This is a genomic window from Streptomyces sp. CB02366 (assembly GCF_001905905.1).
Lineage (GTDB): Bacteria > Actinomycetota > Actinomycetes > Streptomycetales > Streptomycetaceae > Streptomyces.
In genome coordinates this window covers 635,001-661,242 of record NZ_LIVT01000003.1, presented here as the reverse complement: position 1 = coordinate 661,242, position 26,242 = coordinate 635,001, and the positions used below count along the sequence as shown (strand labels likewise).

At 73.7% G+C, this 26,242-nt stretch carries 16 protein-coding genes, 1 tRNA gene and 1 riboswitch; of the genes, 10 read left to right on the top strand and 7 right to left on the bottom strand.

Features of this window, described 5'->3' with window-relative positions:
• The first annotated feature begins 54 nt into the window (after positions 1 to 54).
• The 6 genes from AMK24_RS11510 to AMK24_RS11480 all read left to right on the top strand — a co-directional run bounded on the left by AMK24_RS11510 (position 55) and on the right by AMK24_RS11480 (position 7,857).
• Complete coding sequence (locus tag AMK24_RS11510) at positions 55 to 1,605, top strand: site-specific integrase (protein ID WP_073767729.1); 1,551 nt, start codon at positions 55 to 57, stop codon at positions 1,603 to 1,605.
• Positions 1,606 to 2,916: 1,311 nt separating this feature from the next.
• A tRNA-Met gene (locus AMK24_RS11500) sits at positions 2,917 to 2,990 on the top strand.
• Positions 2,991 to 3,113: 123 nt separating this feature from the next.
• On the top strand, positions 3,114 to 3,863 hold the full coding sequence (locus AMK24_RS11495) for a MerR family transcriptional regulator (RefSeq protein WP_073767725.1): 750 nt from the start codon (positions 3,114 to 3,116) through the stop codon (positions 3,861 to 3,863).
• Between the two features lie 142 nt (positions 3,864 to 4,005).
• Complete coding sequence (locus tag AMK24_RS11490) at positions 4,006 to 5,217, top strand: PP2C family protein-serine/threonine phosphatase (RefSeq protein ID WP_079190485.1); 1,212 nt, start codon at positions 4,006 to 4,008, stop codon at positions 5,215 to 5,217.
• A 248-nt stretch (positions 5,218 to 5,465) separates the two neighbouring features.
• A riboswitch (cyclic di-AMP (ydaO/yuaA leader) is annotated at positions 5,466 to 5,617 on the top strand.
• Positions 5,618 to 5,629: 12 nt separating this feature from the next.
• On the top strand, positions 5,630 to 6,658 hold the full coding sequence (locus AMK24_RS11485) for a M23 family metallopeptidase (RefSeq protein ID WP_073767723.1): 1,029 nt from the start codon (positions 5,630 to 5,632) through the stop codon (positions 6,656 to 6,658).
• Between the two features lie 251 nt (positions 6,659 to 6,909).
• Entirely contained in the window at positions 6,910 to 7,857 is a 948-nt protein-coding gene (locus tag AMK24_RS11480) for an aldo/keto reductase (protein WP_073767721.1), read from the top strand.
• 100 nt (positions 7,858 to 7,957) lie between these two features.
• On the opposite strand, the gene AMK24_RS11475 is transcribed toward AMK24_RS11480, so the two are convergent.
• From AMK24_RS11475 to AMK24_RS11460, 4 genes are all read right to left on the bottom strand, one after another.
• Positions 7,958 to 9,490, bottom strand: a complete 1,533-nt coding sequence (locus tag AMK24_RS11475; protein WP_073767719.1) for a PrsW family intramembrane metalloprotease — start codon at positions 9,488 to 9,490, stop codon at positions 7,958 to 7,960.
• Between the two features lie 134 nt (positions 9,491 to 9,624).
• Positions 9,625 to 10,581, bottom strand: coding sequence for a tRNA (guanosine(46)-N7)-methyltransferase TrmB (gene trmB / locus AMK24_RS11470; protein WP_073767717.1), 957 nt, complete (start codon positions 10,579 to 10,581; stop codon positions 9,625 to 9,627).
• Positions 10,574 to 11,830, bottom strand: a complete 1,257-nt coding sequence (gene lhgO, locus AMK24_RS11465; RefSeq protein ID WP_073767715.1) for an L-2-hydroxyglutarate oxidase — start codon at positions 11,828 to 11,830, stop codon at positions 10,574 to 10,576. Before lhgO ends, trmB begins: the two co-directional genes overlap by 8 nt.
• Positions 11,831 to 12,045: 215 nt before the next feature.
• Complete coding sequence (locus AMK24_RS11460) at positions 12,046 to 13,614, bottom strand: sporulation protein (protein WP_073767713.1); 1,569 nt, start codon at positions 13,612 to 13,614, stop codon at positions 12,046 to 12,048.
• 856 nt (positions 13,615 to 14,470) lie between these two features.
• On the opposite strand from AMK24_RS11460, the gene AMK24_RS11455 reads away from it, so the two are divergent.
• The gene (locus tag AMK24_RS11455; protein WP_107427382.1) at positions 14,471 to 16,582 is read left to right on the top strand and encodes an asparagine synthase-related protein; all 2,112 of its coding nucleotides are present in this window, start codon (positions 14,471 to 14,473) and stop codon (positions 16,580 to 16,582) included.
• 301 nt (positions 16,583 to 16,883) lie between these two features.
• Here AMK24_RS11455 and AMK24_RS11450 read toward each other — a convergent pair whose 3' ends face one another.
• Both AMK24_RS11450 and AMK24_RS11445 read right to left on the bottom strand, forming a co-directional pair.
• Positions 16,884 to 18,875, bottom strand: a complete 1,992-nt coding sequence (locus tag AMK24_RS11450) for a sigma-70 family RNA polymerase sigma factor (RefSeq protein WP_073767709.1) — start codon at positions 18,873 to 18,875, stop codon at positions 16,884 to 16,886.
• A 423-nt stretch (positions 18,876 to 19,298) separates the two neighbouring features.
• Complete coding sequence (locus tag AMK24_RS11445; protein WP_079190484.1) at positions 19,299 to 20,189, bottom strand: TetR/AcrR family transcriptional regulator; 891 nt, start codon at positions 20,187 to 20,189, stop codon at positions 19,299 to 19,301.
• Positions 20,190 to 20,532: 343 nt separating this feature from the next.
• Here AMK24_RS11445 and AMK24_RS11440 point away from each other — a divergent pair, with 343 nt between their 5' ends.
• On the top strand, positions 20,533 to 21,978 hold the full coding sequence (locus AMK24_RS11440; protein ID WP_073767707.1) for an NAD(P)/FAD-dependent oxidoreductase: 1,446 nt from the start codon (positions 20,533 to 20,535) through the stop codon (positions 21,976 to 21,978).
• 265 nt (positions 21,979 to 22,243) lie between these two features.
• Positions 22,244 to 23,911 carry an ATP-binding SpoIIE family protein phosphatase gene (locus AMK24_RS11435; RefSeq protein ID WP_073767705.1) on the top strand — a complete coding sequence of 556 codons (1,668 nt, stop codon included), beginning with the start codon at positions 22,244 to 22,246 and terminating at the stop codon, positions 23,909 to 23,911.
• Positions 23,912 to 23,938: 27 nt separating this feature from the next.
• Here AMK24_RS11435 and AMK24_RS11430 read toward each other — a convergent pair whose 3' ends face one another.
• A complete protein-coding gene (locus tag AMK24_RS11430) occupies positions 23,939 to 25,261 on the bottom strand; it encodes an MFS transporter (RefSeq protein WP_073767703.1) in 1,323 nt (440 codons plus the stop codon).
• A gap of 175 nt (positions 25,262 to 25,436) precedes the next feature.
• On the opposite strand from AMK24_RS11430, the gene AMK24_RS11425 reads away from it, so the two are divergent.
• The gene (locus tag AMK24_RS11425; RefSeq protein ID WP_073767701.1) at positions 25,437 to 25,994 is read left to right on the top strand and encodes a MarR family winged helix-turn-helix transcriptional regulator; all 558 of its coding nucleotides are present in this window, start codon (positions 25,437 to 25,439) and stop codon (positions 25,992 to 25,994) included.
• Positions 25,995 to 26,242: the final 248 nt, after the last annotated feature.

The following is a 26,242-nucleotide window of genomic DNA, read 5'->3' as shown; positions in this document are numbered from 1 at the left end:
TGTTCTGCTGGGATGAGCATGCACAATGGGTGAACCTGGGATGGGGGTACTCACATGCCGACTTCGCGTCGTGCTGGTGGGATCAGTAAGCGCTGCGAGTGCCGCGGCCCGGACGGGAAGCGGCTCGGCGCGGCCTGCCCGCTGCTGTCCAAGCGGGCACACGGTAAGCACCGGGTGTCCCAGGAGCTGCCGCCCACCGCAGAGGGGAAGCGCCGCCAGTTCCAGCGCACCGGTTACGCCACCGCGGGCGACGCGCAGAAGGACCTGTCCCGTATCCAGGCTCTCCTCGACCTGGCGCCCGACGACGAAGACGCCCAGTGCCGCATTGGTGACCTCCTCGCCGAACTGATGGGCAGCCGCGGGCCGATCCCGGAACCCGCAGACGTCACCCGCCGGATCGGCGCCGGTGTTCCGCTCAACGGCTCCACCACCGTCGGGGACTGGCTCGACTCCTGGGTCGCCAAGAAGAAGGCCTCGAAGAAGAGGAAGACGGCCACCGGGTACGAGTCCCACGTCCGCGTCCACATCAAGCCGGCCGTCGGCCACATTCGTATGGACCGGTTCAACGTCGGTCACGCGCAGGCCATGTTCGATGCGATCGACGAGGCGAACGAGACGATCCTCGCGGAGAACCAGGCACGCCGCGAGCAGTCCGCCCGGTGTACGCGCGGTAAGCCCGGGGCCCCGAAGGCGTCGGAGCGGGCGCAGCTCGAAGCGGAGCGGGTCAAGCTGGCGGAGATGCCCCCGTTCCGGAAGGTCACTGGCCCGGCGACGAAGCAGCGCATCCGGTCAACGCTCCGGGCGGCCTTGAACGCGGCGATCTCCGCACAGCTCATCACCTTCAACGCGGCCTCTCACGTCGAGCTCGCCCCCGGCCGCCGGCCGAAGGGGCTGCTGTGGACGGATGAGCGCGTGGCACGGTGGCGGGAGACCGGGCAGAAGCCGAGCGCGGTGATGGTGTGGACTCCCGCCCAGCTCGGCGCGTTCCTCGATGCGGCCGAGGGTGACCGGCTCTACGCCTTCTTCCACCTGATCACTCACCACGGTCTGCGCCGAGGTGAGGGCGTGGGCCTGGACTGGGCGAACGTCGAGGCCAACAAGATCACGGTGGCGAAGGAGATCGTGGTCGACGGGTGGACCCCGGTGGAGGAGGACCCGAAGACGGACGGCTCGGCCGCCGCGGTGAAGATCGACCGGGGCACCGGCCGGGTCCTGGCCGCGCACCGTGCCGCGCAGCTGGCCGAGCGGGACGCGCGCATCGCAGCCGGGAAGACGTGGACGGACACCGGGAAGGTGTTCACCCAGGAGGACGGGACGTGGCTGCACCCGGACACGGTGAGCAAGACGTTCCGCCGGATCGCCGACGCGGCGGGCCTGCCGCCGATCAACCTGCGGGACGCCCGCCACGGGGCGGCCGCCCTGGTGAAGGCCGGCGGCGGCGATCTGCACGACGCGAAGGTGAAGCTGCGGCACTCGACGATCGTGCTGACGTCGGACACGTACATGGAGCTGTTCGAGGAGTACGAGGACGAGCTGACCGAGCGCGCGGCGGCCGTGGTGCCCCGTGCCCGGAAGCCGGAGGAGTCCGCTGACAGTTCGACGTGATGTCGGTCTGCCGGGGTATCCTGGTTGATGTACGCGCGAGGCCTCGTCACCGCAGGTGGCGGGGCCTTCTTGCTCCATCAATGCTCCACCGGACGCACCGTAATGACCCGTCATTAGTCGGCACGAAGCGACAGATGCGGCGGCAAGGGGCGGTGCGGCAAGGGCTGCTGAGCAGGCACTTTCGGTAGGGCGCGGCACAAGCCGTCAGGGCGCGGGACAGGACGGTCTGATACCTCACCCGACTTTTAATCCGTTGGTTGTGGGTTCGAGTCCCACACGGCCTACCCCTCCGCCCCCGGCTCAGAGTGCGATCGAGCTGGGGGCGACGCCTTTTCCCCCGGATCGAGCCCCCTGCTGGTCCCGATGAAAGCGAGGGAGAGCGTGAGGGAGCCGGGGTGCGGGCGGAGCCCTCGATGGTCATGAGCGAGGGGATGCAGTCGCCCACCGCCCTCGGCCGCCCTTCTCGCCCGCCGGACCCTGCGGGTCGGGGCACCGAGCTCTTGGTACGTGCGGGCAGATTCATCGACCACCTGCGCTGGATCCGCCGCCGCAGGGGCCTCCGGTCGGCCCTTTCCGCCTCCTGAGGACGAGTGCTGTGGAGACGCGAAGCAGGACGGCGGCGCTGGCCAAGGCGATGACGAAGAGGCACCACGCGGCCGGACTGGACCAGCCGGAATCCTGCCACCTCAACATGATCACGAGCATGTTCTGCTCCTGCGGTTCCTCACGGGCTGTTGGGATGACGGCCCTGTTGCGAGATTTAACGGAGGAAGACGCTTGGCGTAACGGGAGAATCCAACAGTCTTTGGGGGTGTAGAGGTAGGGCACGTATGAGGTCGAGCGCGCGATCGAGAACCCGACACATGCCCCCCTGACATGCGTGATGGTCGTACCGAGAGCCTCGGTACGACCATCACTTATCGGGTACACCCCCGCATTTGCGGGGACCACGGTGCTTCCTGGCCTCTTCATCCCCAGAGACTGGGACCACCCCCGCGCGTGCGGGGAAAGAGTGGCAACTCGTCAAAGATAGATCTCAGCTCTGCCGCGCGGGGCGGGTGCAGTGACTGACTGCCAATTTGTCGTGCCCGGTGATACGCGAGCGGGTCCGCCAGCACCGGATGGCTGGAACGGACCGTAGGGCGCCTCCATCGAAGCCCCTGTCCGCCGAGGCCCCCTGTCAGGCAGCCGATCAGACCATCGGCCGTGGCAGGCCGCAGGGACGGTCCCGCAGGGTGGTGGATAAGCGGACCGCCCCTGGGAAACCTGGTCGAACGGGCTCTGCGCATGCCGTACAGTTGTGTTCACCGACGCGGGGTGGAGCAGCTCGGTAGCTCGCTGGGCTCATAACCCAGAGGTCGCAGGTTCAAATCCTGTCCCCGCTACTGAAGGCCCGGGCCCGGCACGCAGACAGCGTGCCGGGCCCGAGTCGTTTCCGGGCCGGGCACGGCCGCGGCGGACGGGCGGCGCTTGACCTTGACGTAGCGTAAAGATCTAGCGTTTCCGGCATGGAGTGGTCCATTCAGGAAATCGCGCGCCGGGCCGGCACCACGAGCCGCACGCTCCGGCACTACGGGGACATCGGTCTCCTCGCGCCGAGCCGGATCGGGAGCAACGGTTACCGCTACTACGACCAGGACGCCCTCGTCCGGTTGCAGCGCATCCTGCTGCTGCGGGAGCTGGGGCTTTCGCTGTCCGCCGTCAAGGACGTACTCGCGGGGCAGCGGGACACGGCGGTGGCGCTGCGGGCGCACCTGCGGCTGCTGGAACAGGAGCAGGCGCGCATCGGGCGGCAGATCGCCTCGGTGCGGACCACTCTCCACAAGACGCTGGAGGGGATGGAACTCATGGCTGACGAAGTGTTCGACGGGTTCGACCACACGGTCCACGAGCAGGAGGTCACCGAGCGCTGGGGCCGGGACGCGTACGAGGAGGGCGACCGCTGGTGGCGTTCGCTCGGGGCGGCGGGGAAGAAGGCGTTCCGGGACGAGCACGAGGCCATCGCCCGGGACTGGGGCCGGGCCCGCGCGGCCGGGTTCGCCGCCGACGGCCCGGAGGCGCAGGAGATCGCGCGCCGGCACTGCGCGTGGCTGGCGTCGTCGGCCAAGGAGCCCGGCCGGTCGTACGTGAAGGGGCTCGGGGAGATGTATGTCGCCGATCCCCGGTTCGGAAAGAACTACGATCGCTACGGGGACGGCACCGCCGCCTTCGTACGGGACGCGCTGACGGTCTACGCGGAACACCGGCTCTCCGACTGACCACGGGTGGCCGATCCGCCGCCCGCATTTCCCCCTGTTCGGCCGATGAGGAGTCGCCGCTCGGCGCGGTTCCGGGAAGCCTGGACGGGGCGCGGTACCGTCCGCAACCGTGGATGGACCGGGCAGGAGTGCACAGGTGGGGATGGCCAAGGAGCGGCGGCGGGGCGCGTCGGGGGGCGTCGGCGCGGTGGCCCGCGCGGTGTTCGGTTCGCCGGACGGCGTGGTGACGCCCGGCACCCGGGTGTCCCGGCGGTTCGTCCGGATGCTGCCGGCGCTGCTCATCGTCGGGGGGCTGGTCTTCGACTCGCTGACCCCGGCCAACTTCACCGCCGTCCCGCTGTTCGTCGCGGCCCCGCTGATCGCCGCGCCGTTCTTCTCGCTGTCCCGGACCGTCCGCACGGGCGTCGCGGCGCTCTGCTCCGTCGTCGTGATGAGGTTCTCCGACGGGATTCCCACCCGGGCGGTCCCGGTCATCGAGATGCTCACCGTGCTCACCGCCGCGGTCCTGGCCGTGGTCATCAACGGGGTGGTGCGGCGGGGCAACGAGCAGCTGGCCTCGGCCCGGGTCATCGCGGAGACCGCCATGCGGGCCGTGCTGCCGACCCCGGCCGAGCGGATCGGCGGGCTCCAGGTGGCCGCGCGGTACGAGGCGGCGCAGGCGGACGAGTTCGTGGGCGGCGACCTGTACGCCGTCGCCGACACCCCGTACGGCGTCCGCGTGGTGGTGGGGGACGTGCGCGGCAAGGGGCTCGGGGCCGTCGAGGCGGTGGCGGTGATCATCGGGTCGTTCCGGGAGGCGGCCGAGCAGGAGCGCTCGCTGGAGGGCGTCGCACAGCGGCTGGAGCGGGCGCTCGCCCGGGAGGGGACGCGGCGGTACGGGCTGGACGCCATGGAGGGGTTCATCACCGCCGTCCTGGCCGAGATCCCGCCCGGGGCGGCCTCGCTCCGCCTCGTCAACCGCGGCCACCCCGAGCCGATCCTGCTGCACGGGGACGGCACCCTGGAGGTGCTGGCGCCCTCGACGCCCGCGCTGCCGCTGGGGATGAACCTGGGGGTGTGGCCGGACCGGGCCGACGAGTGGGCGATGCCGGCCGGGGCGACGCTGCTCGCCTTCACGGACGGCCTGTCCGAGGCCCGGAACGCCGACGGGGTCTTCTACGATCCGGCGGCCCGGTTGCGCGGGCGGATCTTCCCGGGGCCCGAGGAGCTGCTGTCGGCGCTCACCGACGACGTACGGCTGCACACGGGCGGCCGGGCCACGGACGACATGGCGCTGATCGCCGTGGGGCGGCCGGCGGAGGGGCAGCCGGTGCGCCGGACGACGGTGCCGATCGTGGGCCGGGGCGAGGGGTAGCGCGCCGGGCCACGGGGCGATACCACGGTGTGTGATCGAAGAACACCGCTCCGCATAACGTTTGACGCACCATCAGGAAAAGGAATGTGGCTGAGCCGCGGTCAAGTCGCCCGGTTCGACCCGCTTGTGTCCTGTACGTCCCCACCCTGTTCGTTAATGATCAACAGGAACGGCTTGGAATCGGAGCCGGGTGTCTATTAACGTTCGGTAACGCAGCGCGGTCGTCACAGTCGTCGTCAGGGCGGCGCCGCGCGCGAGCGCCGAATTCCGCAAGGGAACCGGGGAACCACCTACATGGGGTGAATCGGACGCCTGCGTCTCGTGAGAGGCGGAGGGGCCCGTAGGAGACCTTCCTGCTCCGAACCCGTCAGCTAACCCGGTAGGCGAGAAGGAAGGAAAGGAGTGCGCCCACGTGGCGTCCAACAAGCCTGCCCCTGAGGCCGTGTCACCCTTCTCCGCAGGCGCCTACGGTGGCGCGGAGCGGTCCCCGGGCGAGTGGAACCCCACCGAGGACACCATCCGTCCCGTGCGCGGCAGGCACCGCGTGGCCAAGCAGCGAGGTCTGGCCCGTAGCTCCACCGTCCTCGGGGTCGGCGTCATAGCGGCCGTCGGAGCGGGCGGCATCGCCACCGCTCAGGACAAGGCCCCGGTCTCCATCTCTCTTCCCGATTCCATCGCGGACAATCTCCCTGACGCCAAGTCCCTTCCCGGCGTAGGGGCTTTCATGGCGGACGACGAGAGCACCGACCCCGTCGCCGCCGCGCCGCTCACCACCGCCGGGCTCACCGCCGCCGAGGCGGAGAGCGGCACCGACGCGGGCGAGGCGCTGCGGGCCCGGATCCTCCAGCAGGCCGAGCAGCAGCAGGCCAATGCCGACGCCGAGGCCAGGGCCGCGGCGGAGAAGGCCGCGGCCGAGAAGGCGGCGGCGGAGGCCGAGAAGCAGCAGGACGAGGCCGAGAAGCAGGCCGCCGCGAAGAAGAAGGCCGCGGAGGAAGCGGCGAAGAAGAAGGCAGAGGAGGAGCGGCTCGCCAAGCTCGCCGCCAGCTTCTCCCTCCCGACGTTCTCGTACACGATCACCTCGACCTACGGGCAGTCCGGCGCGATGTGGTCCTCCGGCCAGCACACCGGCCTCGACTTCGCCGGCTCGGCCGGTGCGCCGCTCAAGGCCGTGCACAGCGGCACGATCACGTCGGCCGGCTACTCCGGTTCGTACGGCTACCGCACGGTGCTCCAGCTGGAGGACGGCACGGAGATCTGGTACGCCCACCAGTCCTCCATCGAGGTCTCCGTCGGACAGAAGGTGACCACCGGCCAGACCATCGGCCGCATGGGCGACAGCGGCAACGTCACCGGCGTCCACCTCCACCTGGAGGTCCGCACCGCCGGCGGCTCGGCGATGGACCCGATGGCCTGGCTGAACAGCAAGGGCCTGCGGGTCTGAGCCCCGGGGGCCGACCGCCCCGGCGGCCCCGGGCCGGCGCCCTTCCTCGGCCGGCCTCCCCGAAACCCCGGCAGCCCTGACGCACACCCCCCGACGTCAGGGCTGCCGGTCTGTCCGGTGACGGGCGGACGGACGGGCGCGCGCGGACGGGTTCGGGACGGGCCCCCGTGGCGGCCCTTCCCCGGCGGGCCCGGCCACGAACGGCGGACACGGCGGAATACCGTCTCCGGGCCGGCCCGTTGATCCCTTACATGACTTCTGCGCGCACTCCCCTCGGCACCTCCGACCTCCAGGTCTTCCCGCTCGCCCTCGGCGGCAACGTCTTCGGCTGGACGGCGGACGAGGAACAGTCCTTCGCCGTCCTGGACGCCTACGTGGCGGCCGGCGGCAACTTCATCGACACCGCCGACGTGTACTCCGCCTGGGCCGACGGCAACCGGGGCGGTGAGTCGGAGACCGTCATCGGCAACTGGCTCGCCTCCCGCGGCAACCGGTCCGACGTCGTCGTCGCCACCAAGGCCGGCGCCCACCCCGACCACCGGGGCCTGTCCGCCGGTGCGGTCAAGGGCGCGGTCGACGCTTCGCTGAGCCGGCTCCGTACCGACCGCATCGACCTCCTCTACACGCACTACGACGACGAGACCGTCCCCGTCGAGGAGATCGTCACCACCCTCGACCGGCTGGTGAAGGACGGCAAGGTGCGCCACATCGCCGCCTCCAACATCAGTCCCGAGCGGCTGCGGGCCTCCCTCGACTTCTCCGAGCGCGAGGGCCTCGCCCGGTACGTCGCCCTCCAGCCCCACTACAACCTGGTCTCCCGCGACACCTACGAGGGGGAGCTCCAGGACACCGCGGCGGCAGCCGGTCTCGCCGCCGTCCCGTACTACGCGCTCGCCTCGGGCTTCCTCACCGGCAAGTACCGCCCCGGGGCGGCCGTCGAGAGCGCCCGGTCCGCGACGGCGGGCGGCCACCTGGAGACGGAGCGCGGCCGCAAGGTCCTGGCAGCCCTCGACCGGGTCGCCGGGGAACGGGGCGTCGAGATCGCCACCGTCGCCCTCGCCTGGCTCGCCGCGCAGCCGACCGTCGCCGCCCCCATCGCCTCCGCCCGCACGGTCGGACAGCTCCCCGCCCTCGTCGCGGTCGCCGACCTGCGGCTGACGGACGCGGAGGTCGCCCTGCTCACCGAGGCGTCGGCCTGACGCGACCGGAGACCGTCCCCGTCCCCGGCCCCCCGCCTTGGCCCCCCGCCCCGGCACTGGCCCCCGGGCCGGGGCGCCCGCTCCGCCCCGCCCGCTCCGGTCACCGCGGCGGGCGGCGGTGGGTGTGCGGGGCGGGGGCGTGGCCGCGGGGCGGGGGAGGGCCGCCGTATCCGTGGCCGTGCGGCGGCGCGTACGGCTGGCCGGGCGGCTGCCCGTACGCCGACGCCGGGGCCTGCGGCTGCCCGTGACCGGCCGGGCTCCAGGGAGCGTTGCCGTACCCGTACCCGTACCCGTTGCCGTACGGCGTCGGCGGGAGGCCCCGGTGGGCCCCCGGGCGGGAGGTGAGGCGGGCCGCGTGGGCGAGGGCCGGGGCCGCGATCTCCCGGCGCTGCCAGAGGTGGTGCAGCAACTCCCGCTCCCGCGCGCCGAAGTCCGGGCCCACCGCGCCGTGGCGGGCCCGGCGGCGCAGTCCCGCCAGCGAGGTCGCGAACGACTCGTACTCCGCGACCGCGCGGGCCGCCGCCCGGCCCCGGGCCCGGTCCCGCTGCCAGTGGCGGGCCAGGTCGCGGGCGACGCCCCGGGCCCGCATGGAGGAGAGCGCCGACGGTTCGGCGGGGGTGAGCCAGCCTGCCGCCGCGTACGCGGGCAGCTCGGCGGCGAGCGTACGCAGCTCCCGCTGGCGGGACCAGATCGCCAGCCAGGTCACCAGGGCGAAGGCGGGGACCATGACGATGCCGTACACCGCGTAGAAGCCGTACGGGCCGAAGGACGACGATCCGTTCCACAGGGCGTGCAGCCCCATCGCCAGGACCAGGCCCAGCAGGGGCAGGGCGATCCGGCGGACCCGGCGGCGGCGGTCGCCGACGGCCGCGAAGCCGAAGCCGAGGCCGGTGAGGACGGTGAACAGGGGATGCGCGAACGGCGACATCACGATCCGTACGAAGAACGTCCCCGCCGTCACCGAGGCGAACCCGGAGCCGCCGAGCTGCTGGTCCTCGCCGAAGGCGTTGCCCAGGTAGAGGATGTTCTCCGTGAACGCGAAGCCCGTCGCGGTGAAGCCGGCGACGACGACGCCGTCCACCACGCCGCTGAACTCCCGTCTGCGGAACAGGAAGATCAGCAGTACCGCCGCCGCCTTCGCGCTCTCCTCGACCACGGGGGCGATCACCGTCGCCCCCAGGGCGTCCGCGCTCGCCGGGTCGGCCGTCGCCGTGGCTATCCAGCGCGTCGCGAAGGAGTTGGCGATGATCGCGACGAGTGCGGCGGCGCACGCGCCCCAGGCGAAGGAGAACAACAGGTTCCGCCAGGGCCCCGGTTCGACCCGGTCCAGCCAGCGGAACGCCGCCATCAGCAGCGGAACGGGCAGCACCGCGAGGCCGAGACCGACCAGGAACCCCTGCGGGCCGGTCTGCTCGCGGACGAGGGCGAGGATCACCAGGCCGCACAGCAGGAGCGCCGCGGCCACGGCCCCGGCGCGGAACACCTTGCTGCGCCACAGCATGCCGACGCGGTGCGGCCGGTAACGCTGTCGGCCATGCTCCGGCGCGGCGCCCAGGACCTCGTCGAGCCGCTGCTCGTGGAGGACCGGGACGGCGGGCCGCGCCTGCTGATACCGCACGGAGGGGTCGGACACCTCTCGACCCTAACGAGGCGCACCGACATCCGGCGACGGCGTATCCGGCCGGACCGGGGCCGCACTCCGCTCCGCGCGGGCCGCGCACGGACGCCGCGCGGGGCCGGGAAGCCGCCGCGCGGCGAAGCGGCGGGTCAGACCCGGGCGAACAGCAGGTCGTGGACGACGTGCCCCTTGTCCAGGCCCTGCCCCTCGAAGCGGGTGAGCGGCCGGAACGCGGGGCGGGGGGCGTAGCCGCCGTCGGCCGCGGTGTTCTCGAAGCGGGGGTGCGCGGTGAGCACCTCCAGCATCTGCTCCGCGTACGGCTCCCAGTCGGTGGCGCAGTGGACGATCGCGCCGGGCTTCAGCACCGGGGCCACCAGGTCCAGGAACTCGGGCTGGATGAGCCGCCGCTTGTGGTGACGGGCCTTCGGCCACGGGTCGGGGAAGTAGACCCGCAGCCCGTCCAGCGACTCGGGGGCCAGCATCTCGCGCAGCAGGATGATCGCGTCGCCGTTGGCCACCCGTACGTTCGTCGAGCCCGCCCTGTCCGCGAGACCGAGGAGATTGCCCTGGCCGGGGGTGTGGACGTCGACCGCGAGGATGCCGGTGCCCGGGTCGTCGGCCGCCATCTGCGCGGTGGCCTCGCCCATGCCGAAGCCGATCTCCAGGACCACCGGCAGTCCGCCGAACATCTCGGTCAGGTCGAGGACGCGCTTGCCGTCGATGTCCAGGCCCCACTTCGGCCACAGCCGCTCCAGGGATTCCTGCTGGCCGGTGGTGACCCGGCTGCGGCGCGGCTGGAAGCTGCGGATGCGGCGCTCGTGGTGCGAGCCCGCCGGGTCGGCCGCGGGGCCGCCGGGGAAGCGGGGCTCCTGCCGCAGCCGACGCGCGCGCTCGAAGGAGGCGGCGCGCAGAGCGGCGGCCTCCTCGGCGCTCAGGTCGGCCTTCGCGGCGGACGCGGCGTCCGCGGCCGGGGCATCGGAGAGCGCGTCGGCCGCCGTGGAACCGGTCCGGGCGGGGGCGGTCGGCTCGGAGGCCGCGGGCCCCGCGTCGGCCGCGGCGTCGTCGGGGGATCCGGCGGGGCTGGGGTTCAGGGGCTGCTCAGACACAATGACCGGATTCTACGGCGGGCGGCTTCCACCCCGCCCCCTGAGCCCGGCGCAGCGCGAGCCGCGCGACCTCCCGTCCGATGGGCAGGCACGCCGTCGCGGCGGGCGACGGGGCGTTGAGCACGTGCACGGTGTGCGGGGCCTCGCGGATGAGGAAGTCGTCGACCAGCGTGCCGTCCTTCGCCACCGCCTGGGCCCGCACCCCGGCGGGCGACGGGCGCAGGTCGTCCTCGGTGGCGGCGGGCAGCAGCCGCTGGACGGCCCGGGTGAACGCGGCCCGGGACAGCGAGCGGTGCACCTCGCCCGCCCCGTACCGCCAGTGGCGGCGGGCGATCTGCCAGGTGCCCGGCCAGCTCAGCGTGGACAGCAGTTCGGCGGGGCGGACCCGCGGCCAGGCGTAGCCCTCGCGGGCCAGGGCGGGGACCGCGTTCGGCCCGACGTGGACCGAGCCGTCGAAACCCCGGGTGAGGTGGACGCCGAGGAAGGGGAACGCGGGGTCCGGCACCGGGTAGACCAGACCGCGCACCAGCTCGGGGCGGTCCAGCGCGTAGTACTCGCCCCGGAACGGCACGATCCGCACCCCGGGGTCGTCCCCGGCGAGGCGGGCCACCCGGTCGCAGTGCAGCCCCGCGCAGTTGACCAGCACCCTGGCCCGCACGACCAGGCCGTCCGCCGTGCGCACCGCCACGCCCCAGGGGCGTCGGTCGATGGCGGTGACCTCCGCCCCGTACCGCACGATGCCGCCGCCGGCGCCGACCTCGGCCGCGAAGCGGTGGGCGACGGCGGTGAAGTCGCAGACGCCGGTGGCGCCGACCCGGATCGCCGCCAGTCCCCGCACCTCCGGCTCGTACTCCGCGATCTGGGCGGGGCCCAGCTCCCGCACGGGCAGCCCGTGCGCGCGGCCCCGCTGCACCAGGGAATGCAGCCGGGGCAGCTCGGAGCGGTCGGTGGCGACGATCAGCTTGCCGGTGGTGGCGTGGGCGATGGCGTGCTCGGCGCAGAACTCCGCCAGCTCGGCGGAGCCGCGCAGCGCGTACCGCGCCTTGAGGGAGCCGGGGCGGTAGTAGATGCCGCTGTGGACCACGCCGCTGTTGCGGCCGGTCTGGTGGCGGGCGGGGCCGCTCTCCTTCTCCAGGACCGTCACCCGGGCGCCCGGGGCGGACCGGGTCAGCGCGTACGCGGTCGACAGACCGACGATCCCGCCGCCGATCACCAGCACATCGCAGTCGTACGCCGCGTGCGTCATCATCACGCCACCTCCCACCCCGATAGTGCACTGACCCACTGACAACGGACTCGAACCCCGGCCGGACGGGGCGTGCCGCACACTCCCGCGTCCGGCCGCCGCCCCACGACCCCGGCCCGCTCCACGGCGCGGGCCCGCTCCACGGCGCCGGGCCGTCCGCCGGGCCGCCGCCCCCGGCCCCGGGCGCCCGGCGGGCCGCTCCCGCGCCCCCGCCCCGCTCAGACCTGGGTGACCAGCAACGGACGGGCCCGTTCCCGCAGCTCCGCGACGCGGGGCTCGTCCCCGTACGGCTCCAGCCGGTGGAGCAGATCGCGTACGTACTCGGTGGTGCGGGCGGAGGAGATCCTTCCGGCGACCTCGACCGCCCGGGTGCCCGCCGCGCAGGCCGCGTCCAGGTTGCCCGACTCCAGTTCGGCGACGGCGGAGACGACGAGCCGCAGCCCATGGCTGCGGACGAACTCCTCGGTGGGCCGGGACAGCGCCTGCTCGGTGAAGCGCCGCACCTGGCGGGGGGCCTTCAGGTCCCGGTAGCACTCGGCGGCGTCGGCGGCGAACCGGTCGTAGCCGTAGAAGCCGAGCCAGGGGGGGTCGGAGTCGCCCGCCCGGGACCGCTCCAGCCAGCTCTCCGCGCCCTTGAGCGCGGCCCCCGCGGCCGGAGCGTCGCCCGCCTTCGCGTGGGCGCGGGCCTCCACCAGCCGGAAGAAGCTCATGGTGCGGGCGGTGGCGAGGCCGCGGTTGCGCTCGACGGCGGCCTGGGCGAGGTCGACGCCCTCGTCGGCGAAGCCGCGGTAGGTCGCCTGGAGGGACATCGAGGCCAGGACGTAGCCGCCGAGCGGGACGTCGGCGGCGGCCCGGGCCAGGCGCAGCGCCTGGATGTAGTAGCGCTGGGCGGCCTCCTGCTGGCCGGTGTCGAAGGCCATCCACCCGGCCAGCCGGGTCAGCTCGGCGGACGCGCCGAACAGGGCCCGTCCGACCTCGTCGGTGTACGAGCCGAGGAGCAGCGGCGCGGCGTCCACGCGTAAGCACTCGGGAACCATGGAGGAGCGCCAGTCGCCGCCGCCGTACTTGGAGTCCCAGCGCCGGGCGTCCTGCGCGGCCTCGCGCAGCTTCGTCACATCGCTGTGGCCGACGCGCAGCGGCGAGGCGTCCGCGACCGCCTCCGGTCCGGGCTGGACCGGGACGGAGCCGGCGGAGCCGGGGAAGAAGTGGGCGCCCCGGGCCTCCGCCGCGGCTCCGGAGCCGCGGGCCCCCGCCGCGCCGGGGGCGTCGCCCCCGGCGCGCGCCCCGAGGGCCGACGCCTGCGCCGCCGTGGGATCCCGGGCCACCGACGGATCGGCGGGGGTTATCAGCCAGCGCGAGGCGGGCGTCGCGTAGGCGCTCACCGAGAACGACCCCGCCAGGGACTGCCAGATCCCGCCGCCTCCCCGCCGCCCGGCCAGGTCCAGCCGGTACAGCTCGGTCGCCGACCGGACCGCCTCGCCCACGTCCCGGGGGAAGGCGAGCCCGACCTCCGGGGCCGGGTCCGCGTCGGCGAGGCCGATCTCGTGCAGCGGGACCGGCCGGCCGAGCTTGGCCCCGATCGCCGCCGCGATGAGATGCGGCGCCGCGCCCTGCGGCACCATCCCCTTGGCGACCCACCGGGCCACCGAGGTCTTGTCGTAGCGAAGTGTCAGACCGCGCTGTGCTCCGAGGTCGTTGACCCGCCGGGCGAGCCCGGCGTTACTGATTCCCGCGAGGGCGAGAACCGTGCCGAGCTTCTCGTTCGGCCCGCGTTGCTCCCTGGACATGCGCCACCCCTCGACACACAGACAGCCGCCGCGTCACCGAGGACGGTGCGCGGCATTCGTACCAGTGCCTCCCCAGGTTCGAACCCTCGTACTCCGCCCGCACACGCATATGGCTGAGCCCCGAGGAATATGCCCCCCTGTCGAGAACACCGGTAAACACAGCGTAGTTCTCCCTATCCCTACCGTTAAGGGGCGGACGTCCGGATGGCGGGATTGTTGTCCGTGCGGGCGATCGCGGCCGCCCCGGCGGAGGCCGCACGCCGGGGCGGAGCGTGCTCCCGGCGTGTGGCCGTGCGCCCGGCCGTGCGCTCTGGCCCGGCGTCCACCCGGCCGGTTGTCTGTGTCCTGCGTGGGTCGGCCCGCTGCACTGGACTCAGTGGGCTGGGGGAAACCGCCGCTCCATTCCCCGCGGGCGGCGGACCGGTCCGGGAGGTGAGGCCCACCTCCCGGACTGTGCGTGGAAGGGCCGCCAGGGGAGGGCGCGGCACGGCCCGCGCGCAGGGTGGCGCTTCGAGAGAATGGCCGAATAGCGACGGTCTGGTGAGGGTCTGGCCAACGGTCTGATTATGGCCGGATATCGCCGCTATTTCCGGGCGGCGCCGGCCCCTCTCCTTCCTTCCGGGGGTGGGCGGGGGCGGCGCGGAGCCCGAAGGCTTCCTCCTCGCAACTACCGGAACCCGTGGTTCCGTTGATGTCGCCGCCGTGAAGAAGGCGGCGGGCCTTTGCCAGGGGCGCATGCTCTTCCGGCGTGCGCTGCCCGTACACCCTCTCCTGCGGCATTGTCGTGGCAGCATGTCCCGCAGCGGCGCTTTCGCTCATCTGGTGCGCCGTTGGTCCACAGCCCGTGGAGGCGGCGATGCGTTGGTTGGTGGGATGGAGCAGTATCGCCGCGAGCTTCGGCACCGTCGGCGCCGTCGGAAACGGCGGGGAGGGGCGCACGGTCCACCCCGTGGGCTCCCAACTCCTCTGGGGCGACCCGGACCCGCTCTGGGCGGTCGGTGACTGGCGGCCCGACGAGATCCGCGTCATCGGCGTCGCGACCCCCGAAGGGGCGCCCACCGCCCGCCTCGCGGTCCTCGGCTGCTGCGGCGCCACCGACGAACAGCTGCGGGTCGGGCTGCTCTCCGCGCGCGGCGGTGCGATGCGCCATCTCACCGCCTGGCCCGGCAGTTACACCGCCGTCGTGCAGATCGGCCGCCGCATCACCGTCGCGGGCGACCTGGCCGGGGCACGGCCCGTCTTCCACACCCCCTGGGCGGGCGGCACCGCCTTCGCCACCGCCGCCCTGCCGCTCGCCGACCTCATCGAGGCCCAGCTCGACATCGGGCACCTCGCCGCCCTGCTCGCCTGCCCCGAGTCCCCCGAAGCGCTCGGCGACGGCACGCCCTACGTCGGGGTGAAGCGGGTTCCGCCGGGGCACGCGCTCATCCTGCGCGAGGGCTCGCGGGAGATCACCGGGTACGAGGCCGTCGCCTCCCTCGCCGTCGCCGCACCCCAGGCCGACCCGGTGCACGCCGTGGAGGGCGTACGGGACGCGCTCGTCGAGGCCGTGCGCGCCCGGCTCACAGCCCCCCGTCACGCACCCGAGGCCGCCCCGCCCGACCCGGGACCCGTCCCCGGCATGGGCCCGGCCGACCGCCGTGCCGCCCGGGGCGGCCCCGTGGCGGGCATCGGCGCCGACCTCTCCGGAGGGAGCGCCTCCGCCACCCTCGCCCTGCTCGCCTCGGGGCTGCCCGGACTGCCCGGCACCCTCCTCGGCCACGGCGCCGGCGCGGGGGAACGGCTGCTCGCCGTCACCTTCAACGACCTCACCACCCGCGGCGACGAGGAGGAACTGGAGCGGGCCCACGCCATCGCCGCCGACCCGCGCCTGCACCACGTGGTCGTCGCCGCGGGCGAAGAGGCCCTGCCGTACGCCTCGTTGGGCACCGGGCCGCTCACCGACGAACCGGCCCCCTCCCTCGTCCTCGCCGAACGCCACCGCCGCCGGCTCTCCGCGGGCAGCGCCGACCACCTCGTCGGGAACGGGGCCCGGCAGGTCCTGGACGCCCACCCGGCCCGCCTCGCCGACCTCCTGATGGACCGGCGCAGACGCCACCTCCTGCGCCCCGTCGCCGCCCTCACCAAGGCCGAAGGCCCCACCGCGCATTCCCTGTTCGTCCCGCTGACGCTCTACCGCGCCGCCCGCCGCCTCGCCCGCACCTCGTACCGCACCGGTCTGGAGTCCGCCGCCGGGCTCCTCCCCGACGCCAACCGCCACGCCCCCCACCTCGACACCCCCGCCGACGCCTCGCTCGCCGCCCTCGCCTGGTCGCGCCCGGGGCCCGCGGCGCGCTGGCTCACGGGAGAGGCGCTGGCCGAAGTATCGGTTCGCCTCCAGGAGGCGGCGATCCGGCCCGCCTCCGTACAACGCCCGGGGGAGGCCCGCGCCCGTGCCGCCCTCGCCCGGGGGGCCGCCGACCACCGGATCCTGGAACAGGCCACGGAGATCCGCAGCCAGCGGCTGCACGCTCCGTTCCTCGACAACCAGGTCGTCCGGGCCGCCCGTGCCCTGCCCGAGTCGCTCCGGGTCCAGCCCGGCGCACGGGCGGCGATCCTGCGCCGCGTGCTCGGCGGGGCGGGCATCCACGATCTGCCGCCCGGGTGGGGCGCGCCCTCCCAGGCCACCTCCACCGCCGTCACCCGCACCGGCCTGCGCGTGGCCCTGCCCGATCTGATGGCCCTCTTCGACGCGCCGCTGCTGGCCGACGCGGGCCTGGTCGAGGCCCGGGTGGTCCGCAAAGCCCTGCGCGCGGCCTCCGAGGGCGAACCGCTGCCCCTGGACGGCCTGGCGGACCTCGCCTCCACCGAACTGTGGCTGCGCCGCCTCCTGAACCGCCGCGGCACCTGCTGGACCGGTACGGCCGCCCCGCGCCAGCGCGCGGTCGCGGGCGGCGTGATCCCCGCCCGGCGCACGCTCCAGCCCTGACCGGAACACCCTGACCCGAACCTCCCCCCCCCGCGAGCCCCGCCCGGGAACCGTGACCGGAGACCGCGACCGGACGGACCGGACGCGACGCGACGGGGCGGGGGGCGCACGTACGGGCCCGGAGGCATAGGCCGGGACACGGGCCCGGCGGTACGGGTCGGCGGTACGGGTCGGAGGTAGGGAGCGGGAGCGCCGCGGACCGGCGGCCCGGCCGGCGAACCCCATGGCGCGGGCACGGCCTTCCGACGTGGCCCGGCGCGGGGAAAGCCGCCCGGGCCCGGCCGCCCGGCCCGCGTACGGCTCAGGCGCAGCTGATCCGGGACTCCGCCCAGTCGGCGAGCGCCACCTGGCCAAACGTTCCCTCCGGCTCGACCACCAGGCGGATCGAGGACTGGCCGGCGATGTCCACGCTCACCGGAACGGCGGGATCGCCGCCCCGCATCACGGGGGAGCCCCACAGCCGTGCGCCGTCCCCGTTGAACACGGAGAAGCGCACCGCGCCGAGCCCCAGCGTGAGATCGTCCACCCCCACCATGGCCTCGTACCGGGTGCAGGGACGGTTCAGCCGGATGGTCACCGAGGAGCGGGCGTGCACGGTCACCCCGTGCGCGTAACGGGTGGAGGCGATCGACACGTTGGAACGCTGCCAGACCCAACTGCTCTGCCCCATCACCACTTCCGGCTCGCTGCGGTCGCCGAAGACGGAGTACGGCAACTCGTTGACCTGGTAGACCTCCGGCGCGGGCGGCGGCGGTGTGGGCTCCGGCGGCGGTGTCGGCGTCGGGGCGGGGGACGGCGGCGGGCTCGGCGGCGGCGCGGACTCCGCAGGCGGCTCGGGGGAAGGCGTGGGGGGCGGCGTCGGCTCCGGGGCCGGCTCGGACGGGGAGGGCGCCGGGGACGCGGGCGGCTCGGGGGCCGCGGGCGGCGCGGGCACCGGCTCCGCGGACGGCGGCGGGGGTTTCGGCGTGGGGTCCGCGGGCGCCACCACAGGCGGCTTCGCGACCGGCCTGGGCTCCGGTTTCGGCTGTTCGTCGCCGACGAGAGCCCATACCAGCCCGGCCGCGGCGGCCACGGTCACGGCGGCGGCGATCCCGGCCTTGGCGGGCGCGCCGAGCCCTTCGGAGGCCGCCGCGCCCCCGGCGGCTCCGCCGGAGGCCCCGGGCCCGGTGGCCGCCGCCGCGGCGCCCGCGCCCGCCGCCCCGATCGTGCCCCCGGCCACGACGCCCGCGGCCTTGAGCGCGTACCCGGCGGCGAACCATCCGATGACCGCGACGGGCAGCAGCGCCGGAATCCCGGCGTTCACCTGCTCCAACTCGCCTGCCACCAACCGGCACTTGGCGCACTCGTCGAGGTGCTTGCGCAGGCCGCGCTCGGCCCGGGTGCGCAGCCCGCCCCGGGCGTGCGCGCCGAGCCGGTCGGCGTACTGGGCGCACTCCCCGCCGGTGGTGAGCGCCTGGCTCACGTGGGCCTGGAGATACGCCTGCTTGAGCCCTTCGCGGGCGCGGCCGGCCAGGACGGCGGTGGCATTGGCGGTGAGGCCGAACAGCGGGGCGATCTCGCTGGGCGACTCCTCCTCCACCGTGGTGTGCCACAGGACCGCCTGCCAGCGCTCCGGGAGGCTCCGGAAAGCCTGCATCGCCATCGTCTGCTCGGCCTCGTGCATCGCCAGGACGTCGGCGCCCAGTTCGAGGGTGTCGTCGTCGGACAGCTCCGAGGAACGGACGGCCTGTGCGGCGAACACCGCGAAGTCGTCGACCAGGTGCTCGCGCTTGGCGCTCTTCGTCCAGGCTGCGGCGACATGGCGGACGGCGGTCATCAGGTAGGCGCGGACCGCTTCCGTGGGCCCCTTCCCGCCCCGCACGGCCTGGAGGGTGCGGGCGAACACCTCGGCCGTCAGGTCGTCGGCGGTGTGCCCGTCCCGGCAGCAGCTGCGGGCGTAGCGGAGGACGGCGCCCGAATGCCGCCGGAACAGCTCCTCGTACGCCTGGTCGTCACCGGCCCGCATGTCCTCGATCAACCGGGCGTCGGACAGCCCGGACTCGGGGGCCCCGCCGCGGCCGGCGCGCTGCTGCGGCACCGCGTGCGCGCCCACGCCCGCTCCGCCGGAGGCGTCGTCCTCGGCGACGGGGGGCCAGGGTCCGGGCAGGACGGTGCCGCCCTCGGGCTCGCCGTCCGACGGACCGCGTACGGCCTGCACCGGCACGTGCCCGGCGGGTCGCCCCGCCGCTTTCGTGTCCTTGCCGGCCGCGACGATCTCGTCGAGCGGCTCTTCCTGCTGCTCGTTACCGCTCATCGCGGAAGCCCCCGTATACACCCTCGGACCCGAATACCGGCCAAGACTGCCACATGGCTCAATCCCGCTCGCCCTTCCGCCCTGTCAACCACTCGTCCGGGGCGTCTTCCAGGAGAAGGGGTATGGAACGTCACTCTTTCGGGGAAGGGGCTCGCGTCGATCTGTTGCCCGGCGCCCGCCCTGCCCCGTCCGTCTGCTCCCGTCCGTCCGCTCCCTTCCGTTCCCTTCCATTCCGCCCGGCCCGTACTACCGGGGGACGGACGAACACGGAGGAAGCGCGGACGAAAGAGGACCGGAGCGGGCGGCGAGCGGCCGACACCGTGGGAGCGCCAGCGGTCAGTGGACGAGCGGCAGTGGGCGGCGGGCACGGGACGGCAGAAGAACCACCGCCCCCGGCCGTCGCCCCGGCCCCCGCCCCGGCCGTCACGCCGGGCGTGACCTCAGACCCTCCAGCAGGATGTCCAGCAACCGGGCCGACGCCGCGGCCTGCTGGGCCGCGTCCGGCAGCGAGGGAGCCGCCGTGGCGATGACCAGCAGCACATCGGCGACCGTCACGTCCCGACGCAGCTCCCCGGACTCCCGCGCCCGTTCCACGAGCCGCCCCACGACCTCCAGCAGCTCGACCGCGGCGGTGTCCTCGCCGAGCCCGTCCAGCCCGTCCGTCCCGCCGGAGCGCTGGGCGACGCCCCGGAAGTCGTCCTGGCCCACGCCCTGCCGCTGCTGCGGCACACGGGTCTCCTCGACCGCGCCCGGCTCCTCCCCGTCGACCCCGACCCGCAGTACCTGCGGCGGCAGCAGCCTGCCCGCACCCGACGCCACCGACGTACGCAGGAAGCGGGAGAGGGCCGCCCAGGGCTTCTCCTCCTGCCCCAGCGCCGTACGGGCCTGCTCGGTCAGCCGGGAGGTCTCCTCCTCGGCTATCCGGCGCACCAGCACGTCCTTGCTCGGGAACCGCCGGTAGACCGTGCCCACGCCGACGCGCGCCCGGCGCGCCACGTCCTCCATCGGAGCGCCGTAACCCAGCTCTCCGAACACCTCGCGTGCCGCACGCAGCACGTGCTCCAGATTCCGTTGCGCGTCGACGCGCAACGGGGCCGAGCGAGGGGCGCCCACGCCCCCCGTCGTCGTCGCCGTCGCCCCGGTCGGGACCTGTCCGGCAGCGGACGAATTCATCGCGGCGGCACTCACCGCGGCCGCGGAACGAACGGCGTCGGCCGAGCTCATGACTCCGAGCGCCCCCACCGAGCCGAGGCGTCCCTGGTCGTCGGACGCGCGCGAGAGCGCAGCCTGGCCATGCGTATCCTGAATGTGCATAACTTCCCCCGGTTATGACGTCTCCCCCCGGAGACTTCCCGCCGTTTCAGCCGGGGAGCGGAGCACAACGAAATCCGCACCCGCCACCCCGACGGGTAACGAACATAGTTGAGCCCGCGTCAATTCAGAAGGGGGTAGTTCCGCATGGGGCGGCCCCCGATCGGCCCAAAGCCCCTTCCTCGCAGGGAGATCGCCCTGTCGACCACCCCCTGCGTAGGGTCTGACCTGCGCGGCTGCCCTCCCGCGCCGCACGCGGTCTCCCGGCGCGGTTGAGAGTGCTCCGGTCACACAATTTGCCGGGCCTGTGGACAAACCACTGACTCCGTTGCGTCATGGGGTGGTGATGGCTCCAGATTCCCGGGGGACGGCCCCCGGCACCCGGCCAGGTGTACGCATTCTCGTAGTCGGCGGCGGCTACGTCGGGATGTACACAGCGCTGCGTCTCCAACGGAAGGTGAAGCAGCGGCTGAGAAGAGGCGACGCCGAGATCGTGGTCGTCACGCCCGAGCCGTACATGACCTACCAGCCTTTCCTCCCCGAAGCAGCCGCCGGATCGATCTCGCCGCGCCATGTGGTCGTGCCGCTGCGCCGTGTCCTGAACGACTGCCGGATCGTCATCGGCGAGGTCCGCGACGTGGACCACGCCGCACGGACCGCCACCGTCACCACCCTCGCCACCGCCGAGGACGGCACCGGATCCCTGGAGATCGCGTACGACGAGATCGTCATCGCCCCCGGGTCCGTGTCGCGCACCCTGCCCATCCCCGGTCTGGCCGAATTCGGCATCGGTTTCAAGACCGTCGAGGAGGCCATCGGGCTGCGCAACCACGTCATCGAACAGATGGACATCGCCTCCGCCACCCGCGACCCCGCGATCCGCGACGCCGCCCTGACCTTCGTCTTCGTCGGCGGCGGCTACGCGGGCGTGGAGGCGCTGGCCGAGCTGGAGGACATGGCCCGCTACACCGCGCGGTACTACCACAACATCAAGCCGACCGACCTGAAATGGATCCTCGTCGAGGCGTCCGGGCGCATCCTCCCCGAGGTCGGCGAGGCCATGGGCACGTACGCCGTCGGCGAGCTGCGCGGCCGCAACATCGACGTACGCCTCGAAACCCGCCTCGACACCTGCGAGGACCGCGTCGCCGTGCTCAGCGACGGCTCCCGCTTCCCCACCCGCACCCTCGTCTGGACCGCGGGCGTCAAACCGGCCCCCCTGCTGGCCGCCACCGGCCTGCCCCTCACCGAACGCGGCCGGCTCCGCTGCACCGCCACCCTCGGCGTCGAGGGAGCGCCCCACGCCTGGGCCGCCGGCGACGCCGCGGCCGTACCCGATCTGACGGCCTCCGAACCGGGACGCGAGACCGCCCCGAACGCCCAGCACGCGGTGCGCCAGGCGAAGGTCCTCGCCGACAACGTCCTCTCCTCCATCGAGGGCCGTCCTCTGCGGGAGTACCGGCACGCGTACGCCGGGTCCGTCGCCTCCCTCGGCCTGCACAAGGGCGTCGCCCACGTCTACGGCCGCAAGCTCAAGGGCTACCCGGCCTGGCTGATGCACCGCGTGTACCACCTCAGCCGGGTGCCGACGTTCAACCGGAAGGCACGCGTCCTCGCCGAATGGACCCTTTCCGGACTCTTCAAACGCGAGATCGTCTCGCTCGGTTCGCTGGAACACCCCCGCGCCGAATTCGAACTCGCGGCAGGCGGCCCCGCCGCCCCGCGGGTGCCCCGCCCCGGCCGCCCGCAAGGCGGGGAAGAACCGCCGGAGAACCGTCCGGCGGGCGGCTGAAGGGCTGCTGACGAGCCGTCGAAAAGGCGCCGGGACGGCAACTGTCAGTACGGTCGGTCACACTGGACGTGTGACCATAGGTGGGCCCACACCTGCACAGAGTGACCCGGTCGGCAGTGACCAACAGTGACCAGCAGCGACGCACCACCAGCACGACGAGGCCCGGCTGCGCCTTCCCGGGGGCACGGCCCCCGGTGCACCGAACAACGGCAGAAGAAGCAGCCCGCCCGAGCGGACCAGACCGACACACGAGGCCAGAAATACCGTGAACTTCACGCGTTGGAGCGCCCGCCTTCCCGGAACGCAGCGCCGAGCCGCCGCCGCACGGGACGACCGCAGTCCCGTGCCGGCCGCCCGAGCCGATTCCGCCCGGCCGGAGGGCGCACCCGCCCCGCCGGGCGACGCCTCCCCGGCCCCCGGCGACCCCGACCCGTCGGAGACCGCCCCCGGGGCCGCCCTCGACGACCTCTCCGCCTGCGAGATCCTCGGGCGGCTCCCCGCCCCGGTCGCCCTGCTGCACGGCGCCGACCACCGGATCGCCTACGTCAACGACGCCTACGAGGCCGCGTTCGGCCCCCGCCCGTCCGGCGCCCCCGCCGCCGCGGCCATGCCGGAACTCGCCCAGCTGAGCGTGCTCCCCCTGCTCGACCAGGTCCTGCGCAGCGGCACCGCCCGCACGGTCAAGTCCCGCCGGACCCCCGGGGGCGGCTCCTACACGGTGACCTGCACCCCGGTCGCCGGAGAGAAGGGCGTCCTCGTCTACGCCACCGACGTCACCGACCACGCCGAGGCCGCCGAACGCCTGCGCACCAGCGAGCGCCGCCACCGCGAGACGGCCGTCACCCTCCAGCGCTCCCTGCTCCCGCAGGAGCTGGAACAGCCCGACGACCTCCGCATCGCCGCCACCTACCAGCCCGGCGGCACCGACGCGGCGGTCGGCGGCGACTGGTACGACGTCATCACCCTCGGCGCGGGCCGCACCGCACTCGTCATCGGCGACGTGATGGGCCGCGGGGTCCGGGCCGCCGCCGTGATGGGCCAGCTCCGCACCGCCGTCCGCGCCTACGCCCGCCTCGACCTCCCACCGCACGAGGTGATCCAGCTGCTGGACGTCCTCGCCGCCGAGATCGACGCCAGCCAGATCGCGACCTGCGTCTACGCCGTCCACGACCCCAACGAGGGGCAGCTCGTCTACGCCTCCGCCGGACACCTCCCGATCCTCGTCAGCGACGAGGACGGCGTCGTCCACCGCGCCGCCGACCCCACCGGCCCCCCGCTCGGCACCGGCGGCTGGGTCCACACCTCCGGCACGATCGCGCTGCCGCCCGGCTCCACCGCCGTCCTCTATACGGACGGCCTGGTCGAACGGCGCGGTGAGGACATCGACGAGGGCGTCGCCGCCCTGGCCCGCGCCCTCTCCGGCGCCACGGGGTCGCCCCAGGTCGTCTGCGACCGGCTGATCCGCTCCCTCGGCGTGACCGCCGAGCACGACGACGACGTGGCGGTCCTGGTCGTCCAGCACCCCGCCCGTACGGGGACGGACGCGGAGCTGTTCCACAACGCGGCGCTCGACCTCCTCGGCGGCATCGAGGCCGCCCCGCGCGCCCGCGCCTTCGCCACCGGGGTCCTGACCTCCTGGCGCTTCCCCGTCGACCTGCGCGACCTGGGCGTCCTCGCCACCAGCGAGCTGGTCGCCAACTCCCTCCAGCACGGCACACCCCCGATGCGGCTGGGGCTGAGGCGTACGGACCGCCGACTGATCATCGAGGTCACCGACGGCGACGACCACCTGCCGCGCCGCCGCCGGGCCGAACCGGTGGACGAGGCGGGACGCGGCATCTCGATCATCGCCTCGATCGCCACCTCCTGGGGCAGCAGGCGCACCCCGGGCGGCGGCAAGGCGGTCTGGTGCGAGTTCGCCCTGCCGCGGTGAGCAGGGCGAACGTCCGGACGTTCCCGGTCAGTGACCGGCGGAGGCAGAGGCGGGAGACGGAGCGTTCCCCGCAACGTCCCCGCCCTCGGGCAGTGACACCGCCACCACCCGCGACGGAACGGCGGCCACCGACGGCTGGTCCTGTACGGGGGTGAGCCGCCGGCCCAACCGCAGCGCGAGCACCGTGATGCCCAGCGAGAACAGCACGAACGTCACGATGTACGGACCGTGCAGCGACGCCCCCATCGGCCCGCCCACGGCCGGACCGACCGCCAGCGCGAGCTGCTTGCACAGGGCGAACGCCGAGTTGTACTGCCCGACCATCGACTCCGGAGCCAGATCGGCGACCAGCGGCGCGACGGTCGGCGACAGCATCGCCTCACCCAGCCCGAACAGCGCGTACGTCGAGATGAACGCGGCCGTCGCCATGGCCTGGCTGCCGTGGCCCAGCCCCGCGTAGCCCGCCACGATCCAGGCGAACGCCCAGATCAGGCCGACCGCGGCGATGACCCGGCTGCGGCGGCGGCGCTCCACGAGCCGCAGCACGACGAACTGCGCGGCGACGATGACCGCGGTGTTGGCGGCCAGCGCCAGCCCGAGGGTGGACGGTTCGATCCCGGCGGCCTCCGTGCCGTACGCGGCCAGGCCGGACTCGAACTGGCCGTAGCAGGCGAAGAACAGCACGAACCCGAGCACGCACAGCTGCACCATCGCCCGGTGGGAGAGCAGCGCGCGCAGCCCGCCGCCCTTCGCGGCGGACGGGTCCGCGGGCCGCACGTCGCCGAGCGACGCCGGGCGGGGCATGCGCACCGTGGTCACGGTCACACCGAGCACCACGAACATCGCGGCCTCGATCAGGAACAGCAGGGTGAAGCTCGCCGGCCGGTCCACATCCACCAGCTGCCCGCCGACCAGGCCGCCGAGGCCGAGCCCCAGGTTCTGCAGGAAGAACTGCGTGGCGAAGGCCCGCGTACGGGTCGCGGTGCTGGAGCACCACACGAGCATCGTGGCGAGGGCCGGCTGCATGACGGCGGTGCCCGCGCCCAGGACCGCGGCGGCGAGCACGGCGGCCGGAACGCTGCTCGCGAAACCCAGGGCGGCGGCGCCCACGGAAGCCAGCCCGGAGGCCACCAGCAGCACGGGCAGCGGGCCCCGCCGGTCGATGGCCCGCCCGGTGAACGGCAGAACGGCCAGCGCCGCCATGGCGAAGACCGCCAGGACGACTCCCGCCGTCCCGGCGCCCAGATTCCGCACCTGCGCCACGTAGACGTACAGATACGGAACGGTGAACCCGAGCCCGAACGCGCTCAGCGCGCTGCCCAGCTGGATCCGCCGCAGCGCTGCGCCCATCTCCCTGGTCACACTCACCTACCTCAAGATCTCGAAGGCCCCGGTCGCCGGATCACCGGACGCCGGGGCCCGACATGTAAGAAATCAGACTCGAAGACTTTAGCACTAAACTTAGAAGTTGAAAACTTCACCATGAAGGACTTCAGGGGGGGCGGAGCGTGCCATACTGCCCGCCATGTCCGAGAGCACCGAGGAGCCCGCCGTCGGCGAGCCGAGCCTCGACGAACAGATCGCCGCGTACCAGCGGGAGTTCCGCGACCTCGACCCCCAGGTCGAGCAGGTCGTCTCCGCGCTGGGCCGGCTGAACCGCCGGATGAACGTCGCGTACGGGAGGCAGGTGGCGGCGCTCGGCATCAGCAACGCCGAGTGGGAGGTCCTCAAGACCCTGGTCCTGTCGGGCGCTCCCTACCGCCTGGGCCCCGGCGAGCTGGCGAAGCGCCTCGGCCTCACCCCGGCCGCGATGACCCACCGCATCGACCGGATGGCCGGCGAGGGCCTGGTCACCCGGGACCGCGACGAGAACAACCGGGTCCGCGTCATCGTCGAGCTGACCGACGAGGGCCGTACGAAGTGGCTTGAGGCGATGCGGATGGCGACCGATTTCGAGGAGGACCTGCTCCAGGACCTCTCCGGCGACGAACGCGGCGTCCTCGGCGAACTGCTGGTCCGCCTGTTGCGCAGGGTGGAGCACGCCCAACCGGACGCCGGCGGCCGCCTCACCGGCCTGGAATGACGGTCGGCGCCGCAGGCCCCGCCGAGTCGATGCGGAGCCGAAGCGGAACCGGCGTGGAGGCCGCCGGGGGAGGGTTGACACCCCCCAGGTGGTTGCGTAGTGTTCTCCGAGTTGTCACGGAGTCGGAACGGTTCCGGGGCGACCATCCCGCCGCGAACGCGGCAACCAAACTTCAGCACGATCTCCCACTCGGGATGATTTCGGCATGCCGGAATTCATGACGAAGGCCCGATTATGAGCCGCCGGGA

Bases quoted from the DNA above. Each gene is read 5' to 3' on its own strand.
- AMK24_RS11510 (WP_073767729.1), top strand. From the start codon at position 55: ATGCCGACTTCGCGTCGTGCTGGTGGGATCAGTAAGCGCTGCGAGTGC.
- AMK24_RS11495 (WP_073767725.1), top strand. From the start codon at position 3,114: ATGGAGTGGTCCATTCAGGAAATCGCGCGCCGGGCCGGCACCACGAGC.
- AMK24_RS11490 (WP_079190485.1), top strand. From the start codon at position 4,006: ATGGCCAAGGAGCGGCGGCGGGGCGCGTCGGGGGGCGTCGGCGCGGTG.
- AMK24_RS11480 (WP_073767721.1), top strand. From the start codon at position 6,910: ATGACTTCTGCGCGCACTCCCCTCGGCACCTCCGACCTCCAGGTCTTC.
- lhgO (WP_073767715.1), bottom strand. From the start codon at position 11,830: ATGATGACGCACGCGGCGTACGACTGCGATGTGCTGGTGATCGGCGGC.
- AMK24_RS11460 (WP_073767713.1), bottom strand. From the start codon at position 13,614: ATGTCCAGGGAGCAACGCGGGCCGAACGAGAAGCTCGGCACGGTTCTC.
- AMK24_RS11455 (WP_107427382.1), top strand. From the start codon at position 14,471: ATGCGTTGGTTGGTGGGATGGAGCAGTATCGCCGCGAGCTTCGGCACC.
- AMK24_RS11450 (WP_073767709.1), bottom strand. From the start codon at position 18,875: ATGAGCGGTAACGAGCAGCAGGAAGAGCCGCTCGACGAGATCGTCGCG.
- AMK24_RS11445 (WP_079190484.1), bottom strand. From the start codon at position 20,189: ATGCACATTCAGGATACGCATGGCCAGGCTGCGCTCTCGCGCGCGTCC.
- AMK24_RS11440 (WP_073767707.1), top strand. From the start codon at position 20,533: ATGGCTCCAGATTCCCGGGGGACGGCCCCCGGCACCCGGCCAGGTGTA.
- AMK24_RS11430 (WP_073767703.1), bottom strand. From the start codon at position 25,261: ATGGGCGCAGCGCTGCGGCGGATCCAGCTGGGCAGCGCGCTGAGCGCG.
- AMK24_RS11425 (WP_073767701.1), top strand. From the start codon at position 25,437: ATGTCCGAGAGCACCGAGGAGCCCGCCGTCGGCGAGCCGAGCCTCGAC.